The organism is Kitasatospora sp. NPDC057692, from assembly GCF_042799475.1.
Lineage (GTDB): Bacteria > Actinomycetota > Actinomycetes > Streptomycetales > Streptomycetaceae > Kitasatospora.
Genome location: NZ_JBHVIV010000073.1, coordinates 29402 through 45979 on the forward strand (window position 1 = coordinate 29402; position 16578 = coordinate 45979).

Annotated in this window: 12 protein-coding genes and 1 pseudogene; 5 read left to right on the plus strand and 8 right to left on the minus strand. The window is 76.1% G+C overall.

Annotated elements, in window-relative coordinates; translation table 11 throughout:
• Window positions 1–33 precede the first annotated feature (33 nt).
• Window positions 34–2379 carry a DUF5682 family protein gene (locus ACFVFS_RS31250; protein ID WP_380628187.1) on the minus strand — a complete coding sequence of 782 codons (2346 nt, stop codon included), beginning with the start codon at window positions 2377–2379 and terminating at the stop codon, window positions 34–36.
• Between the two features lie 85 nt (window positions 2380–2464).
• Complete coding sequence (locus ACFVFS_RS31255) at window positions 2465–3559, minus strand: AAA family ATPase (protein ID WP_380628188.1); 1095 nt, start codon at window positions 3557–3559, stop codon at window positions 2465–2467.
• Between the two features lie 189 nt (window positions 3560–3748).
• Here ACFVFS_RS31255 and ACFVFS_RS31260 point away from each other — a divergent pair, with 189 nt between their 5' ends.
• Both ACFVFS_RS31260 and ACFVFS_RS31265 read left to right on the plus strand, forming a co-directional pair.
• Window positions 3749–5074 carry an SWIM zinc finger family protein gene (locus ACFVFS_RS31260; RefSeq protein WP_380628189.1) on the plus strand — a complete coding sequence of 442 codons (1326 nt, stop codon included), beginning with the start codon at window positions 3749–3751 and terminating at the stop codon, window positions 5072–5074.
• Between the two features lie 86 nt (window positions 5075–5160).
• A complete protein-coding gene (locus tag ACFVFS_RS31265; RefSeq protein ID WP_380628190.1) occupies window positions 5161–6789 on the plus strand; it encodes a DUF5691 domain-containing protein in 1629 nt (542 codons plus the stop codon).
• A 122-nt stretch (window positions 6790–6911) separates the two neighbouring features.
• Here the strand turns inward: ACFVFS_RS31265 and ACFVFS_RS31270 are convergent, their stop codons facing one another.
• Window positions 6912–7319 (minus strand): cobalamin B12-binding domain-containing protein, encoded by a 408-nt coding sequence (locus tag ACFVFS_RS31270; RefSeq protein WP_380628191.1) that lies wholly within the window; start codon window positions 7317–7319, stop codon window positions 6912–6914.
• 309 nt (window positions 7320–7628) lie between these two features.
• On the opposite strand from ACFVFS_RS31270, the gene ACFVFS_RS31275 reads away from it, so the two are divergent.
• Window positions 7629–8459 carry a M23 family metallopeptidase gene (locus ACFVFS_RS31275; protein WP_380628192.1) on the plus strand — a complete coding sequence of 277 codons (831 nt, stop codon included), beginning with the start codon at window positions 7629–7631 and terminating at the stop codon, window positions 8457–8459.
• Window positions 8460–8487: 28 nt separating this feature from the next.
• Here ACFVFS_RS31275 and pcrA read toward each other — a convergent pair whose 3' ends face one another.
• From pcrA to ACFVFS_RS31290, 3 genes are all read right to left on the minus strand, one after another.
• Entirely contained in the window at window positions 8488–11142 is a 2655-nt protein-coding gene (gene pcrA, locus ACFVFS_RS31280) for a DNA helicase PcrA (RefSeq protein ID WP_380628193.1), read from the minus strand.
• 98 nt (window positions 11143–11240) lie between these two features.
• Complete coding sequence (locus tag ACFVFS_RS31285; protein ID WP_030300497.1) at window positions 11241–11918, minus strand: response regulator transcription factor; 678 nt, start codon at window positions 11916–11918, stop codon at window positions 11241–11243.
• Complete coding sequence (locus ACFVFS_RS31290) at window positions 11911–13260, minus strand: PspC domain-containing protein (protein WP_380628195.1); 1350 nt, start codon at window positions 13258–13260, stop codon at window positions 11911–11913. Before ACFVFS_RS31290 ends, ACFVFS_RS31285 begins: the two co-directional genes overlap by 8 nt.
• Before the next feature lie 238 nt (window positions 13261–13498).
• Here ACFVFS_RS31290 and ACFVFS_RS31295 point away from each other — a divergent pair, with 238 nt between their 5' ends.
• Together ACFVFS_RS31295 and ACFVFS_RS31300 are read left to right on the plus strand one after the other, a co-directional pair.
• Window positions 13499–15037: a PspC domain-containing protein gene (locus ACFVFS_RS31295; protein ID WP_380628194.1), complete on the plus strand. Its 1539-nt coding sequence runs from the start codon at window positions 13499–13501 to the stop codon at window positions 15035–15037.
• Window positions 15034–15261, plus strand: a complete 228-nt coding sequence (locus tag ACFVFS_RS31300; protein WP_376086084.1) for a hypothetical protein — start codon at window positions 15034–15036, stop codon at window positions 15259–15261. Before ACFVFS_RS31295 ends, ACFVFS_RS31300 begins: the two co-directional genes overlap by 4 nt.
• On the opposite strand, the gene ACFVFS_RS31305 is transcribed toward ACFVFS_RS31300, so the two are convergent.
• Window positions 15258–15716: a Rieske (2Fe-2S) protein gene (locus ACFVFS_RS31305; protein WP_380628196.1), complete on the minus strand. Its 459-nt coding sequence runs from the start codon at window positions 15714–15716 to the stop codon at window positions 15258–15260. The genes ACFVFS_RS31300 and ACFVFS_RS31305 overlap by 4 nt on opposite strands.
• A gap of 39 nt (window positions 15717–15755) precedes the next feature.
• Window positions 15756–16367, minus strand: a pseudogene (locus ACFVFS_RS31310) (DoxX family membrane protein); the annotation flags it as partial.
• Between the last annotated feature and the right edge of the window lie 211 nt (window positions 16368–16578).

Here is a 16578-nt window from a genome sequence, read left to right on the forward strand (position 1 = left end):
TCGGCGGTCGGGACGGGGGTGTCGTGGGTGTCGTCAGGTGTCGCGGCCCTCGGCCTGCCGGGGGATCCGCGGGCGGGCGCCGGGCTCCCCGGCGTCGGGCAGCCCGAGCAGCAGGGCCACCACGGGCAGCGCGGCGTCGGCCCGCGGGCGGTCCAACTCGGCGGTGTCCGCGACCGGTTCGACGTTCCCGGGATCGAGCGGACCGGCCGCCACCCGGCCGCCGACGGTGTGCCGGACCCCGGCCTCCAGGGTGGCGAAGGTGCGCCGCAGCAGCGGCAGCACGTCCGTGAAGACCTCCGCCGGAACACCGGTCAGCCAGTCGTCGAGCAGGCCGATCAACCGGGGGTCGTGGAGCAGCAGCGCGCCGCCCCCGGTCAGGAATCCCTCGATCCAACCGGCAGCGTCCGCCGGGCTGTTGGCGGTGGACAGCACCAGGCCGAGCCGCCGTCCGACCTCGTCGGATTCGAGCCGGCCGTCGTCCAGCAGCAGCCGGACGGCGCGCCCGCGCAGCAGGCCGGGGACACCGGTGGCCGGGCCGCCGGACGGCTCGCGCCGGGCGAGCGCCCGCAGGGTGGCGGCCCAGCGGTCGGCGAGTCCGGCGAGCCCGGCGCCGTCGCCGCCCGGCTGGTCCAGCAGGCCGATCGCGCCGTGCACCTCGTCCAGGTGGCCGCGCATCGCGGCGGCCCCGGCGGCGTCCAGGCCGGTGCAGGCGGGCGGCAGGCCGACGCAGATCCGGTCGGCGAGGCCGCCGGCGACCTCGCCGAGCGCGCCGTGGTCGGTGCCCCGGACGTCGCCGTAGCGCAGCGCGCGGACCAGGGCGGGCAGCGCGCCGGCCAGGTGGGCGACATCGGTGTCCAGGGCGGCGCAGTCGGCGAGCACCCGCATCACGGCGGGCAGCGCCTCGGCCAACCCGGCCACCAGGCAGGTCTCCACCAGCCCGGTGAGTTCGGCGAGCTCGACGGCGGCCCGGGCGGTGCCGACCGCCTTGCCGGCGGCCGCCCGTTCGACCGTGGTGCCCCACTGGGCCGCCTCGGCGATCCGGACCGCGAACTCGGGCTGCCAGCACAGCCGCCAGCTCTCCCGGAAGGTGCCGGTGGAGGCGACGGCGGAGCGGACCGGCACGCCCCAGTCGACGCCGAGCAGGCGCAGCCGGTGCAGCAGCCGGGAGCGGGCCGCGTCGGTCTCCTTGCGCAGGTCGAGGTCGAGGTCGCGCGGGGCGGGGTCGGGCTTGAGCCGCAGGGTGCGCTGGAGGCGCGCGAGGTCGCGCTGGAGCGGGACGGCGGGCGCGGCGTCGGGCACCTCGCCGAGCGCGTCGCCGATCACCAGCCGGTCCTGGACGAGCGCGAGGGCGACGTCCGAGCCGTCGCACATCACCGCGCGGACGGCGTCCAGCGTCTCGGTGAGCCCGGCGAGCGGGCGGCCGCGCAGCACGGCGAGGGTGCGGGCCAGCCGGACGGCCTCGATGACGTGCGCGGAGGAGACCGGGTGGTCCTCGGCGCGCAGCAGGTCGGCGGCCCGGGTGAGCCAGCCGGGCAGCGGGTCACCGTCCGTGCGGTGCAGGTGGCGGTACCAGCCCGGGGAGACGATCCCGGCGCCGTATCCGGTGAGTTGGGAGAGCCGGCGGTGCGTCCAGGGCACCCAGGTGACCTCGGTGCGCACCTTCTTCGGCAGCTCGGCGAGCAGCGCCCGGTCGTGCGCGACGGTCGGCATGGCGGCCAGCGCGGGGACGTGGAAGGCCCCGCAGACCACGGCGATCCGCTGGTGGCCGGCCCGGCGGGCGGCGCGGATCTGCTGTCGCATGTACGCCTCGCGCCGCTCGTCGCGCCGGCCCGCTCCGCCGTCCTCGCGCAGGGCGGCCATCGCCTCGGCGACGGCCGCGAAGGGCGCGAGCGCGTCCTCGCCGTCGCCGGGGCGGCGGTGCTCGACGACGTCCTCCCACCAGCGCTCCGGGTCGTCGTGGCCGGCCGCCTCGGCGAGCCGGGCGATCGGGTCGCCCGGCAGGTCCGCGTCCTCCCCGTCGGCGCCGTCGGCTCCCCGGTCCGCCTCCTCCCCGGCGTCGGCGAAGGCGTAGCCGGCCGGCAGGTCGATGAAGCGGAGCGGGAGCCCGAGTTCGGTGGCGTAGCGGATCGCCACCCACTCCGGCGAGAACTCGGCGTACGGCCAGAAGGCGGCGCGGGCCGGGTCGTCGGCCGCGTGGGCCAGCAGCGCGACCGGCGGCACCATGTCCTTCTCCCCCGCCAGTGCGAGGATCGGGTCGGCCTCCGGCGGGCCCTCCACCAGGACGGCGTCCGGTCGCAGTTGCTCCAGTGCGGCGGCCACCGAGCGGGCCGAGCCGGGGCCGTGGTGCCGGACGCCGAGAAGCGTCACCTCTGCGCTCATCGCGCGCTCCCTCCCGAGTGTTCCGAGCTTGCGGTCGTACGGTGCGTCGTACGGTGCACGGTCGTGCGAGGCACGGTCGCGCCGTTCAGCGGGCGTTCTCACGGGCGGCGCGGTAGAAGTCCTTCCAGCCGTCGCGCTCGCGGACCACGCCCTCGACGTACTCGCGCCAGACCTGCTGGTCGGCCGCCGGGTCGCGGACCACCGCGCCGATCACGCTGGCCGCGACGTCGGCGGCCCGCAGCACGCCGTCGCCGAAGTGGGCGGCGAGCGCCATGCCGTTGGTGACCACCGAGATGGCCTCGGCGGTGGAGAGGGTGCCGCTGGGGGTCTTCACCTTGGTCCGGCCGTCGGTGGTGAGGCCGGCCCGCAGCTCGCGGAAGACGGTCACCACGCGCCTGATCTCCTCGGCGCCGCCGGGCAGTTCGGGCAGCTGGAGGGAGCGGCCGAGCTGCTCGACCCGGCGGCTGACGATCTCGACCTCCTCCTCCAGCGAGCCGGGCAGCGGCAGCACCACGGTGTTGAAGCGGCGGCGCAGGGCGCTGGACAGCTCGTTGACGCCGCGGTCGCGGTCGTTGGCGGTGGCGATGAGGTTGAAGCCGCGCACGGCCTGGGTCTCGCTGCCCAGCTCCGGGATCGGGAGGGTCTTCTCGGACAGGATGGTGATCAGACTGTCCTGGACGTCCGCCGGAATGCGGGTCAGCTCCTCGACCCGGGCGATCCGGCCCTCCGCCATCGCCCGCATCAGCGGCGAGGGGACGAGCGCCTCCCGGCTCGGGCCGTTGGTGAGCAGCTGCGCGTAGTTCCAGCCGTACCGGACGGCTTCCTCGGGGGTGCCGGCGGTGCCCTGCACCAGCAGCGTGGAGTCGCCGCTGATCGCCGCGGCGAGGTGCTCGGACACCCAGGTCTTGGCGGTGCCCGGCACGCCGAGCAGCAGCAGCGCGCGGTCGGTGGCGAGCGTGGTGACGGCGACCTCCACCACCCGGCGCGGGCCGATGTACTTGGGGGTGATCACGGTGCCGTCGGGCAGCTCGCCGCCCAGCAGGTAGGTGGCGACGGCCCACGGGGAGAGCCTCCAGCGCTCCGGGCGCGGACGGTCGTCCTGGGCGGCCAGCGCGGACAGCTCGGCGGCGAACGCGTCCTCGGCGTGCTGCCGCAGGACCTCGGTCACGACGTCGGTCATCGGGGCTCCTTCGGGTCGGCCGCCGGGCACACGGATGCCCGGGCGGCGGGATGATCGGGGGGAGCCAGGTCGGCGTCCCGGCCTGCGGAAACCACCATGCACCCGACCACTGACAATCCTGACCGGACCTCAGTTCGGGCCTTCCCGGCCACCGGTCGACTGTCAGTGCCGCCGCCTACCGTCGTGGGCATGGAGGAACGCTGGAGCACCGAACACGTCCTGTCCCTGGCACCCGACGCCGCCTCACGGAAGGCCGCGGGCAAGCTCTCCGCGCCCGCCCCCTGGTCCGCCGCGGGCACCGACGGCGCGGCGGTCTGGGGCGAGTGCAAGGGCAGCGGCAGCACGCCGTACCGCACGGTCGTCGAGCTCGCCACACCCGCCTACCAGTGCAGCTGCCCGAGCCGGAAGTTCCCCTGCAAGCACGCCCTGGGGCTGCTGCTGCTCTGGAGCGGCTCACCCGCCGCGGTGCCGGACGGCGCGGAGCCCGCCGACTGGGCCGCCGAATGGCTGAAGGGCCGCCAGGAGCGCGCCGAGCAGCGGGCCGTGCGGGCGGAGGCGCCGGCCGATCCGGCCGCCGCCCGCCGCCGCGCCGAGAAGCGCTCCGCCCGGGTCGCGGCCGGCGCCGCCGAGCTGCGGCTGCGGCTCGCCGACCGGGTCCGGCACGGCCTCGCCGACCAGTCCACCGCCGGCCCCTGGGAGGAGGTCGCGGCCCGGATGGTCGACGCCCAGGCCCCCGGCCTGGCCACCCGGGTCCGCGAACTCGACGCGCTGCCGCAGCACGGGCTGCTGGCGGAGTACGCGATGCTCCACCTGCTGGCCACCGCCGCGACCCGGCTCGACGAGCTGCCCGCGCCGCTCGCCGCGACCGTCCGCGCCCGGGTCGGCTACACCACCGAGACCGCCGAGCTGCTGGCCGGCCCGACCGTCCGGGACCGCTGGCAGGTCCTCGGCAGCCGGACCTCGCCCATGGAAGGCGGGTCGGACGAGCGGCTGACCACCCGCCAGCTCTGGCTGCGCGGCGCCAAGACCGGCCGCCAGGCCCTGCTGATCTCCTTCGGCCGCCCCGGCCAGGCCCCCGAACTCGCCCTGCCCACCGGCCAGGTGGTCGAGGCCGAGCTGGCCTTCCACCCCGGCGCCCGCCCGCTGCGGGCCGTGCTCGGCACCCGCTACGGCGCCCCCGCGGCGGCGCCCGACGGACCGCCGCCCGGCCTGGCCGTCGCCGAGGCGGTGGCCGGCTACGGCACCGCGGTGGCCGACGACCCGTGGCTGGACGCCTGGCCGACGGTGCTCACCGAGGTCGTCCCGGTGCTCTCCGAGGGGGGCTGGCACCTCACCGACGGCCGGCACACCGTCCCGGTGCACCGCGCCGCCGTGCCGGAGGCCGCGCTCTGGCGGCTCGCCGCCGTCTCCACCGGGCGCCCGCTCACCGTCTTCGGCGAGTACGGCCACCGCGGCTTCGCGCCGGTCACCGCCTGGGGGCTCGACGGCCGCCCGATCGGCCTCGGCACGCCCTGAGCGGGCCCCGCCGCGCCCCGGGCGCGCGCCGCGAGCCCGCCGACACCCCGACGTCCACCCGCACCCGTTCCACCGGAGGAGGCCCCGTGCCCGACCCCTGGGAGTCCCTGCAGACCACCGCCCTGCTGGGCACCGACCGCCGCCCGCTCCCCGCGCCCGGCCCGGCCGCCCCGTACGACGAGGCCGTCGACCGCGCCGACCCGGCCACCGCGCTGCTCGAACTCGCCGCCCTGGAGACGGTCCGCCGCCGGGCCGGCGCACTGCCCGTGCCGGCCGCCGCCCCGGCCGACCGGCCGGCCGCCGAGGACCCGCGCCCCGAGCTGCCGGCCCCCGCCGCCCGCCGGCTCTCGCTGCTGCTCTCCACCCGCGGCGGCGGCAGCGGTGTGCTCGCCAACGTCGGCGAACTGCTCCCGCAGTGGCTCGCCACCGCCCGGGAGCGCGGCTACCGCGTGCCCGCCGCCAGCGTCCCGGCCCTGCTGGACGCCGCCCGCGCCCGCAGCGAACTGCGCCCCGACGCGGTCGCGCTGGCCGGCCCGCTCGGCCGATGGCTCGCCGAGCGCAACGCGGACTGGCGGTTCGTCCAGCGCGCCGCCCAGGACCCGGTGTCCGCGCCGGAGCCCGCCCCGGCGGCCGCATCCGCCCCAAAGCCCGCGTCCGTCCCGGAGGCCGCGCCCGCCGAGGGCGACCGGCTGTGGCACGAGGGCCTGTTCGCCGAACGGGTCACCCACCTCACCCTGCTCCGCCGCCGCGACCCGGCCGCCGGGCTCGCGCTGCTGCGCGGCACCTGGTCCACCGAGCGCGCCGAGGACCGGCTGCTCTTCCTGGACGCCCTCCAGGAGGGCCTCTCGCTCGCCGACGAACCCTTCCTGGAGGCCGCGCTGGGCGACCGCAGCAAGAACGTCCGGGCCACCGCCGCCGAACTGCTCTCCACCCTGCCCGGCTCCGCACTGGCCACCCGGATGGCCGAGCGCGCCCGCACCGCCGTGCGCCTCTCCTCCCATGGCACGCATCTGCTGGTCACCCCGCCCACCGCCTGCGACCCGGCCATGCAGCGCGACGGCATACCCCCCAAGTCGCCCACCGGGCGCGGCGAACGGGCCTGGTGGTTCGGCGAGGTGATCGCCGCCGCCCCGCTCTCCGTCTGGTCCGGGCACACCGGTCTGACGCCCGAGCGGCTGCTCGCGCTGCGGGTCGGCGACGCGATCGACGAGACCAGCAGCACCTGGGCCGACGATCTGCGCGAGGCCTGGGCCCGGGCCGCCGTCCGCCAGCAGGACGCCGCCTGGGCGCGCGCCCTGCTGGGCCCCGCGCCCGTCGCCGGCCCCGGGCGCCCCGCCCGCACCACCGGCGCCCCCGCCAAGCTGCTCGCGGTGCTCCCGCCCACCGAACGGGCCGCCTGGACGGCCGCGTTCATCGAGGCCCACGGTCTCGGCGACGCCTTCCAGCTGCTCGGCGCCTGCGCCACCCCGTGGACGCCGCCGCTCTCCACCGCGGTGGTCGAGGCACTGGCCCGGGCCGCGGCCTCCGGCGCCTACCCGTGGAGCCACAGCGGAGTGCTGGGCATGACCGAGCGCGCGCTCTCCCCGGAGAGCGCCGGGGCGGTCGAGGCGCTGGCCGCCGGGGCCTCGACCGCCACCGCGTGGGGCGAGACCTTCGCCCGGCTCGCCGGGACGCTGCGCTTCCGCGAGGCGATGCTCGCCGAGCTGGCGGCCTGACCGAGGACCCGACCGGCGGCCGCCCGCGGAACCCGGAGACACCCGGACACCCGGACGCCCGGCCCGGACGCGCGACGGGCCGGTGCCGGACACCTCGTCCGGCCCCGGCCCGTCGGCGGCGGTCAGCCCGCGGCGCGCAGGTTGGCCTCGACCCAGGCGACCACGTCGCTGGTCGGCGTGCCCGGGGTGAAGATGTCGGCGACGCCCATCGCCTTCAGCTCGACGATGTCCTCGTCCGGGATGATCCCGCCGCAGAACACCTTGATGTCCTCGGCCTCGCGCTCCTTCAGCAGCTCCAGCACCCGCGCGCAGAGCGTCATGTGCGCCCCGGAGAGGATCGACAGGCCGATGCCGTCCGCGTCCTCCTGGATCGCGGTGTCGACCACCTGCTCCGGCGTCTGGTGCAGGCCGGTGTAGATGACCTCCATACCGGCGTCGCGCAGGGCGCGCGCGATGACCTTGGCGCCGCGGTCGTGGCCGTCCAGCCCCGGCTTGGCGACCACCACGCGGATCGGTCCTGACACACCCATCACTGCCTCCCGGACCTCGTCGTCCATCCCCCACCGGACTTTGTGAGCACGGGCGAGGTTAACGAGCAATAACCAATCTGAGGGGAGGGTAGCGCCACCCGCCGGGGTTGGCGGCGCCGCCCCTCAAGACGAGGGGAAAATCACAACCCGCCCGCCGATCCGCCCTGCTCCCGCCCCGCAACCGCACACCCCCAGCCCCTTGACATCCGGACTTTTGTCCGGATGTCAGGCTTCCGGCTACAGTCTCGGTCGTTTCACCCTCCGTCCCCGCCCGACGACGCGCCCGAGGCCACCGAGGAGGCAGCCGCGATGGCTCCCGAAGCAGCCGCCCGCCCGACCCGTGCGGAACTGCGTCTCGCCGCCCGCGAGCAGTCCCGGTCCCAGCGCCGCGACGCCGCCAAGGCCGCCACCCGCACGGCACTGCTGCGGGTCGCCCTGCCGTCGGTGGCCGCGCTCGGCGTCGCCGCCGCGGCCGCCGTCACCGTGCAGGGCGAGGCCGACCAGCAGCGCGCCCAGGCGGCCGGCCGTGCCCCCGAGCAGAACACCGCCGCCGACGCGCCGGACGGCGCGCCCACCGAGGCCGTGCAGGCCGCCCAGCAGGCGCTCGCCGCCGGCCAGGCCGACCAGGCCTCCCGCGGCGACGCCCGCCAGCCGCTCTCCGGCACCCAGGGCGCGCCCGACGCCGCCGGGCAGCCGGTCGCGCAGGCCGCCGCCGCCGACCAGCCGCCCGCGCCGGTCCGGCCCGCGATCTCGATGCCGGTCGCCCAGCACGGCATCGGCGAGGCCTTCGGCGCGGCCGGCACCCACTGGGCCAAGCGGCACACGGGCATCGACTTCCCGGTGGACGGCGGCACCCAGGTGATGGCCGTCGCCGACGGCACCATCCGCACGCAGTGGAACGCGTCGTACGGCTACATGACGATCCTCAAGACCGCCGACGGCACCGAGGTCTGGTACTGCCACCTGCGCTCGTACAAGATCCGCAAGGGCACGGTGAAGGCCGGCGACGTCATCGCCTTCGTCGGCAGCAGCGGCAACAGCACCGGCCCGCACCTGCACCTGGAGATCCGCCCGGCCGGCGGGGGCGCCCCCGTCGACCCGCTGCCCTGGTTCCTCGCCCAGGGCCTCGACCCGCGCTGAGCGCAGCGCGGGCCGGGGCTCCCCGGCCCTACAGCTTCTCGACCGGCGCGTAGCGCAGCAGCAGCTGCTTGCGCCCCTCCGTGCCGAAGTCCACCGTGGCCTGCGCCTTGTCGCCGGCCCCGGTGGTGGCCACCACGGTGCCCAGCCCGAAGGTGTCGTGGGTGACCCGGTCGCCGACCGCCAGCGCGACCGCCTCCCGCTCCGCCGCCGCGCCCGAGCGCCGCGCCGACTGGCCCCAGCCCGCCTTCGGCGAGGCCCCGGCCGACGAACCGCGCGAGGAGGCTCCGCCGCGCGACGAGGCGCCCGCACCGCCCGAGGACCGGCCGCCCCAGGACGACCCGGACGAGAAGCCGCGCGAGGCCGGCGCCGGCGCCGCCCCCGTGCGCTTCCACTCCACCAGCGTCTCCGGGATCTCCTCCAGGAACCGCGAGGCCGGGTTGTACGAGGGCTGCCCCCAGGCGCTGCGCAGCACCGACCTGGTCAGGTAGAGCCGCTGCCGCGCCCGGGTCAGCCCGACGTACGCGAGGCGCCGCTCCTCCTCCAGCTCCTTGACCTGGTTGAGCGCCCGCATGTGCGGGAAGATGCCGTCCTCCATGCCGGTCAGGAAGACCACCGGGAACTCCAGGCCCTTGGCGGTGTGCAGGGTCATCATCGTGATGACGCCCTGCCCCTCCTCGTCCTCGTCCGGGATCTGGTCGGAGTCGGCGACCAGCGCGACCCGCTCCAGGAAGTCGGCCAGCGAGCCGACCGGCGGCGCGCCGTCCTCGCCCGCGTCCGGGCGCTCGCCCGGGTCCTGCTCGTACTCCAGGGCGACCGAGGCCAGCTCCTGGAGGTTCTCCACCCGGGTCTCGTCCTGCGGGTCGGTCGACGCCTGGAGCTCGGCGAGGTAGCCGGTCTCCTCCAGCACCGCCTCCAGCACCGCGGCCGGACCCGCGCCGGACTCGACGACCTGGCGCAGCCCGGCCATCAGCGCGTTGAACTTCTTCACCGCGTTCGCCGAGCGCGCGGCCATCCCGTACGCCTCGTCGACCCGCTGCAGCGCCTGCGCGAAGGAGATCCGCTCGCGCGCGGACAGCGCGTCGATCATCGCCTCGGCCCGCTCGCCGATGCCGCGCTTGGGCACGTTGAGGATCCGGCGCAGCGGCACGGTGTCCTCCGGGTTGGACAGCACCCGCAGGTAGGCCAGGACGTCCTTGACCTCCTTGCGCTCGTAGAAGCGCACCCCGCCGACCACCTTGTACGGCAGGCCGACCCGGATGAACACCTCCTCGAAGACGCGGGACTGCGCGTTGGTGCGGTAGAAGATCGCGACGTCGCCTGGCCTGGCCGCGCCCGCGTCGGTGAGCCGGTCGATCTCGTCGGCGATGAACTGGGCCTCGCCGTGCTCGTCGTCCGCGACGTAGCCGACGACCTTCTCGCCGTCCTCGCCGGCCGTCCAGAGCTTCTTCTTGCGCCGGTTGGCGTTGCGCTCGATGACGGAGTTGGCCGCGCTGAGAATGGTCTGGGTGGAGCGGTAGTTCTGCTCCAGCAGGATCGTGGTGGCGTTCGGGTAGTCCTCCTCGAACTGGAGGATGTTGCGGATCGTCGCGCCGCGGAAGGCGTAGATCGACTGGTCCGCGTCACCGACCACGCACAGCTCGGCGGGCGGCACCTCGGCCGCCCGGCCGGCCGCCGGGCCGACCCGGTCGCCGTCGACGGTGCGCTTCGGGGCGTCGGCGGCCGCGCCGCCGCTCAGCTCCCGGACCAGCGTGTACTGGGCGTGGTTGGTGTCCTGGTACTCGTCGACCAGGATGTGCCGGAACCGCCGCCGGTAGTGCTCCGCGACGTCCGGGAACGCCTGGAGCAGGTTCACCGTCGTCATGATGATGTCGTCGAAGTCGAGGGCGTTGGCCTCGCGCAGCCGCCGCTGGTAGAGGAAGTACGCCTCGGCGAGCTTCTTCTCCATCGGGTTGGCGGCCTGGTCCGCGTAGGTCTCCTCGTCGATCAGCTCGTTCTTGAGGTTGCTGACCTTGGCGGTGAAGGACTTCGGCGGGAACTGCTTGGGATCCAGGTCGAGGTCGCGGCAGACCAGCGCCATCAGCCGCTGCGAGTCGGCCGAGTCGTAGATCGAGAACGACGAGGTGAAGCCGAGCAGCTTGGACTCGCGGCGCAGGATCCGCACGCAGGCGCTGTGGAAGGTGGAGACCCACATCGCCCGGGCGCGCGGGCCGACCAGCTGCTCGACGCGCTCGCGCATCTCGCCGGCCGCCTTGTTGGTGAAGGTGATCGCCAGGATCTCGCCCGGCTGCACCCCGCGCGCGCCGAGCAGGTACGCGATCCGGTGGGTGAGCACCCGGGTCTTGCCGGAGCCGGCGCCGGCCACGATCAGCAGCGGCGAGCCGGCGTGCAGCACCGCCTCGCGCTGCGGGTCGTTCATGCCCTCCAGCAGCGCGGCCGGGTCGATCACCGGGCGGGCGGCGCCGTTGCGGTACCAGGCGTCCCGCTCCGCCTCCGCGGAGCCCCCCGGCTCATGGAAAGCAGCGGTCTGGAACAGCCCGTCCGGGATCGCCTCCTCGTAGGCGTCGTAGGGGGCTTCGTCCCCGTACGGCGGCGGCTCCTCGTCGATCGGCGGCGCGGGCTGCTTCGACCCGGCGGCGGGGGCCTCGAAACCGGGGAGCGGGAGGTCGTCAAAGAGGCTACTCATGGCACTGACGAGTCTATGGCCACGCGCCGACAAGCCCGCCCGGCCCTTGACAGGACCGGGCGGGCGGCGGGACCGCGGGGTGGCGGGACGGCGCCCGCTCAGACCAGCCGGCGCGCGGTGGCCCAGCGGGTCAGCTCGTGCCGGTTGCTCAGCTGGAGCTTGCGCAGCACCGCCGAGACGTGGCTCTCCACCGTCTTCACCGAGATGAACAGCTGCTTGGCGATCTCCTTGTACGCGTAGCCGCGGGCGATCAGCCGCAGCACCTCGCGCTCGCGCTGGGTCAGCCGGTCCAGGTCCTCGTCCACCGGCGGGGTGTCGGTGGCGGCGAAGGCGTCCAGCACGAAGCCGGCCAGCCGGGGCGAGAAGACGGCGTCCCCGTCGGAGATCCGGAAGATCGCGTCGACCAGGTCGGTCCCGGTGATCGTCTTGGTGACGTAGCCGCGGGCGCCGCCGCGGATCACCCCGATCACGTCCTCCGCCGCGTCCGACACCGAGAGCGCCAGGAAGCGCACTCCCCCCGGGTCCCCCATCAGCCCGGCCGAGCGGCGCAGCACCTCGACGCCGCCGCCCCCGGGCAGGTGGACGTCCAGCAGCACCACGTCGGGCCGCGTCTCGGCGACCACCCGGACCGCGGACTCGACGTCGTCGGCCTCGCCGACCACGTCGATCCCGGTCGTCTCGGTGCGCCCGATCTCCGCCCGTACCCCCGTCCGGAACATCCGGTGGTCGTCGACCAGCACGACCCGCGCACGGCGCTCCGGCGCTGCCTCAGTCATTCGCTCTCTCCATCTCCAGCTCGACCTCGGTCCCGCCGTCCGGCGCCGGCCGCACCCGTGCGGTGCCGCCGTTGCGCTTCATGCGGCCGAGGATCGACTCGCGTACGCCCATCCGGTCCTCGGGCACCGTGTCCGGGTCGAAGCCCGGTCCGTGGTCGCGGACGAACACCATCACGGTCCTCCCCTCGACCTCGGCGTAGACCTGGACCGGTCCCCCGCCACCGTACTTGGCCGCGTTGACGGTCGCCTCCCTCGCGGCCTGCATCTGTGCCGCGATCCGCTCGTCCATCGGGCAGTCGCCGACGACGACCACCTCGACCGGGACGCCGTGCCGGTCCTCGACCTCGGCGACCACCGCCCGCAGGCTCTCCGCCATGGTGTCCGGCGCCTGCTCGGCGACCGCCTCCGGGCGGTAGAGCCAGAGCCGCAGCTCGCGCTCCTGGGCCCGGGCGAGCCGCAGCACCTCCTTGGGGTCCTCGGCGCGGCGCTGGATGAGGGTCAGCGTGTGCAGCACCGAGTCGTGGACGTGGGCGGCGATCTCGGCGCGCTCCTGGGCCCGGATGCGGGCGGTGCGCTCGGCGCCGAGGTCCTGCCACATCCGCAGCGCGTAGGGCCCGACCAGCACCAGCACACCGGCCAGCACCGCGAGCGAGGCCTCGACCACCGAGCCGATCGTCGAGCCGCTGCCCTGGGTGGCGAGGAAGGCGATGATGCCCGCCACCACCAGCAGCACGCCCGCGCCGACCCGGGTGTAGGCGCCGCGCCGCTTGTCGCCCTCCTCCAGGCCGAACCAGCGCTGCCAGCGCGAGTCGTCGGCCTGCCGCCAGACCAGCGCCACGCCGACGCCGATCGCCAGCAGCGGCCAGGTGTACGGCTTGGCGGTCTGCACGTTGAGCGCGTTGAGCAGGGCGATCACGCCGATCACCAGCATCACCAGCGCGGCCAGCTGGCCCAGTCCGCCCTGCCGCTGGCCGGCGGCCGCGCCGGCCCCCTCGCCCGCCTCGACCGGCTCGCCGCGCAGGGCGTGCTGCAGCACCTCGCGCAGCCGGCCGATCCACCCGCCGCGCCGGCCGGCCTTGCTCAGCTCCCCGCCGCCGCCCGACTGCCAGGAGCCGACCGGGACGAAGGCGCCGTTGACGTACACCCAGTGCGCGCCGGCCCGCGGCTCGCCGATGCCGATCGGCACCACGAACCAGAACGCCGCGTAGAGCAGCGCGCCGAGGCCCTGGGCGAAGAACAGCACCACGAAGGCGATCCGCACCCAGCTGACGGGCAGTCCGAGGTGCAGGGCGAGCCCGTGCGCGACGCCGCCGAGCATCCGCCCCTGCGGGCTGCGGTACAGCCGGCGGTACGGCGGTTTCCCGTCCGCGGGCGCGGACGGGTCGCCGCCCCCGGGCGGTGCTGGCTCGGGAGCGAGGGGGCGGGGGTCGGAACCGGGTGCTGCCACGGCACCGATGGTTCCACGCGGGCGGACCCGGCCGCATCAGGGTGCGGCCCTGACCCTTATCAGGGACAAGTCAGGGTCCGAGCAGGGGCGGGACCGGTTGGGCGGGGGTCCGGCACCCACCAGGATGGTGGCCATGACCGAAGACCACCGCGCAGAGGAGCTCCACGAGGCGGGGACCAGCGCCCCGCCCGCGCCGGACCGACCCCCGCTGACCCGGGCCGAGCACCACCGCGTGGTGGCCGGCGTCTGCGGCGGCCTCGGCCGGCACCTCGACATCGACCCGGTGGTGTTCCGCGTCGTGACGGTCGTGCTCTGCCTCTCCGGCGGCCTCGGCCTCTTCCTCTACGGCCTGGCCTGGCTGATCGTGCCGACCGAGCCGGATGCCGACGGCAAGGGCGGCCGCTCCGGCCGCACCGAGCTCCAGCGGGTGCTCACCGGCCGGGTGGACGGCCAGTCGGTCGGCGCGGTGCTGCTGACCGTGATCGGCACCGGCGTCTTCTTCTCCTCGATGGGCGACGGCGACCAGCTGTTCCCGCTGCTGCTGCTCGGCGGGCTGGTCTTCCTCGCCGTCCGCTACGACCCCGAGCGCCGCCGCGGCGGCCGGATCCGCGGCCGGCGCCACCGGCACCACCACCCGCACGGCCGCGGTCACGGGTTCGGGGACGGCGGACCGCAGGGCGGCCCGTACGACCGGTACTTCCCGGACGCCGACCCCACCGCCGGGACCGCCGCCGGAACCGCCGCGGACGGCTACCGCTGGCCGCGCGAGGAGCCGGCCGCCGCCGAGGAGGCCCGCGCCCGGCACGCCGCCGCGCGCGAGGCCGGCACCGTCCCGGCCGACACCCCGCACGCCGGCCCGTCCGGCTACCTGTGGGACCCGCGCCACCCCGAGCGCAACCCGTACGGCGGCACCGCGCCGACCCCGCCGCCCGGCGCCCCGGCCCGGCCGTGGTGGCAGCGCACCGACCTGCCGCAGGGCGACCCGCTGCGCAAGGGGTCCGGCCCCGTCCCGCCCGCCCCGCCGTCCGCGCCGCGCCCGCCCGTGGTGGTGCACCGGCGCGAGCGCTCCCCGCTCGGCCTGATCGGCCTGCTGCTGGCGGTGGGCGCCGCCAGTGCCGTCTGGTCGGCCTCGGCCGACGGCGGGGGGACGGTGCGGGCCGGCAGCGTGCTGGCCGCCGCGCTGCTGGTGATCGGTCTGACCCTGCTGCTCGGCGCCAAGTTCGGCCGGGCCCGCCGGCTGGTGGTCCCGGGCCTGCTGCTCACCGTCGCGCTGACCGCGATCGGCGGCTCCTCGGTCACCACCCGGAACCTGGCCGGCGACCGCAGCTGGACCGTCGCCACGGCCGCCGAGCTGCGGCCCAAGTACTCGCTGGGGGCCGGCACGCTGCACCTGGACCTCAGCGCGATCGACCCGGCCGGCGCGAGCCTGGCCACCACCGCCGAGCTGGGCGCCGGCGACCTGCTCGTCACGGTGCCGTCGGGCGTGACGGTCAACGTGCGCAGCGAGATCGGCCTGGTCGAGGTCCGCATCACGGGCCAGGACGGCTACGACGACGGCGGGCCGGGGAAGCGCACCTACCAGCTGCTCCCGTTGAACGGACAGGCATCCAAGGGCACGCTCGACCTCACGCTGAAGGTCGGGCTCGGCAACGTCAAGGTGGTCCAGCAGTGAGGAAGCACCAGCTCGACCTGTTCTCGCTGATCGCCGGGGGGCTGTTCACCGCGATCGCGGTGCTCTACCTGGTGGCGGCGGTGAACGACGTCTCGGTGAACGGCCGGATCGTCATCCCGGTGACCTTCATCGTCCTGGGCCTGGGCGGCCTGGCCGGGGCGGTGGCGGCGGCGGTGCGCCGCTCCCGGCCGGAGGACCACGGCCCGGACCGGGGCGCCTCCTAGGAGCCTCCCTGGGCCTCCAGCGGCCCCAGGTGCAGCTTGTCGCCCTCCTTGGTGACCCGGTACTTCGGCAGCGGCCTGGTGGCCGGCCCGGTCACCACCGCACCGGTGGCCGCGTCGAACCGGGAGCCGTGGCAGGGGCAGTAGAGCCTTCCGTCCTTCGGCGCGTCGACCGCGCAGCCGGAGTGGGTGCAGACCGAGGAGAACGCGCAGTACTGGCCCGCCTTGGGCTGCACCACGTAGACCGCGTCTCCGCTGGCCGGGTCCTTGACCTGGGCCGAGCCGCCGACCGGGACGCTCGCGGCGTCCACCGTGACCGGCGCGGCGGCCGGTGCCGGGACGGCGGACTGCTTCGCCTTCGCGTCCGCGCCGGGCTTCTCCCGCCCGAAGGTGGCGGTCAGCGAGCCGGTGAGCAGTCCGGCGCCGCCCATCGCCACGGCCGCGATGCCGCCGTCCATCAGGGCCCGGCGCCGGACGTGGTCCTCGCGCAGGCCGCGCCCGCGGTCCCGGGCGGCGCGGCGGGCGAGGTAGCCGTCCACCGAGAGGTACGGGGTGCCGGCCAGCACCAGCGGCGTCCAGGCCATCAGGTAGGCGAGGTCGTTGCCGAGGTAGTACGGCGCGACGGTCCAGCTGACGGTGAGCCAGAGGGTGAGGCTGATCAGGGCCCCGCCGGCGGCGGCGAGCCGGCCCCAGAGGCCGAGCAGGGTGCCCAGGCCCACCGCCAGCTCGCCGAAGGCGACCAGCAGGGCGAACGGGGTGGGGTGGGACAGGGCCGGGCCGAGCAGGAAGTCGATCGGGCTGGAGCCCTTGACGGCCCGGGTCTGCGAGACGAACGAGGCCGGGTCGCCGGCCCCGGCCAGGTAGTGGCTGTCGGAGAGCTTGTCGAGCGCCGCGTAGACGAAGGTGGTGCCGAGGAAGATCCGCAGCGGCAGCAGCGCCAGCCGCGAACCGGTCGCCTTCCAGCCGGCGATCCGGCCGGCCCAGCCCGCCGGGCCCGAGCCGCCGCGGACGCCCGGAGCGCCGGGCGCCGGTCCGGCCGCGCCCTCCCCGGTCGTCCCGGCCCCGGCCGCGCCCGGCCCGGCCGCCACGGAGCTGCTGGCCTCCGCCATTCCCCACACCTTCCCTCACCGGCCCGTCACCGCCTGACAGGTCCGGACGCATTCTGCCCGCTCGTGAGCGCTTTCGGTGGGAGGGCCCACCTGGCGGGTGCCCGTCCACCGCGAACGGCCGCGGCGGGGGCACCCGGGGGGGGGTGGTGGGGGGCGGGCGGGGTAGCGGGGGAGGGGCGGGCCGGGGGGGGGGGGGGGACGACCCCACGCA

What these genes read in the sequence shown, in the direction of transcription:
- ACFVFS_RS31250 (WP_380628187.1), bottom strand. Translation starts at nt 2,379, where the DNA reads ATGAGCGCAGAGGTGACGCTTCTCGGCGTCCGGCACCACGGCCCCGGC.
- ACFVFS_RS31255 (WP_380628188.1), bottom strand. Translation starts at nt 3,559, where the DNA reads ATGACCGACGTCGTGACCGAGGTCCTGCGGCAGCACGCCGAGGACGCG.
- ACFVFS_RS31260 (WP_380628189.1), top strand. Translation starts at nt 3,749, where the DNA reads ATGGAGGAACGCTGGAGCACCGAACACGTCCTGTCCCTGGCACCCGAC.
- ACFVFS_RS31270 (WP_380628191.1), bottom strand. Translation starts at nt 7,319, where the DNA reads ATGGGTGTGTCAGGACCGATCCGCGTGGTGGTCGCCAAGCCGGGGCTG.
- ACFVFS_RS31275 (WP_380628192.1), top strand. Translation starts at nt 7,629, where the DNA reads ATGGCTCCCGAAGCAGCCGCCCGCCCGACCCGTGCGGAACTGCGTCTC.
- pcrA (WP_380628193.1), bottom strand. Translation starts at nt 11,142, where the DNA reads ATGAGTAGCCTCTTTGACGACCTCCCGCTCCCCGGTTTCGAGGCCCCC.
- ACFVFS_RS31285 (WP_030300497.1), bottom strand. Translation starts at nt 11,918, where the DNA reads ATGACTGAGGCAGCGCCGGAGCGCCGTGCGCGGGTCGTGCTGGTCGAC.
- ACFVFS_RS31295 (WP_380628194.1), top strand. Translation starts at nt 13,499, where the DNA reads ATGACCGAAGACCACCGCGCAGAGGAGCTCCACGAGGCGGGGACCAGC.
- ACFVFS_RS31305 (WP_380628196.1), bottom strand. Translation starts at nt 15,716, where the DNA reads ATGGACGGCGGCATCGCGGCCGTGGCGATGGGCGGCGCCGGACTGCTC.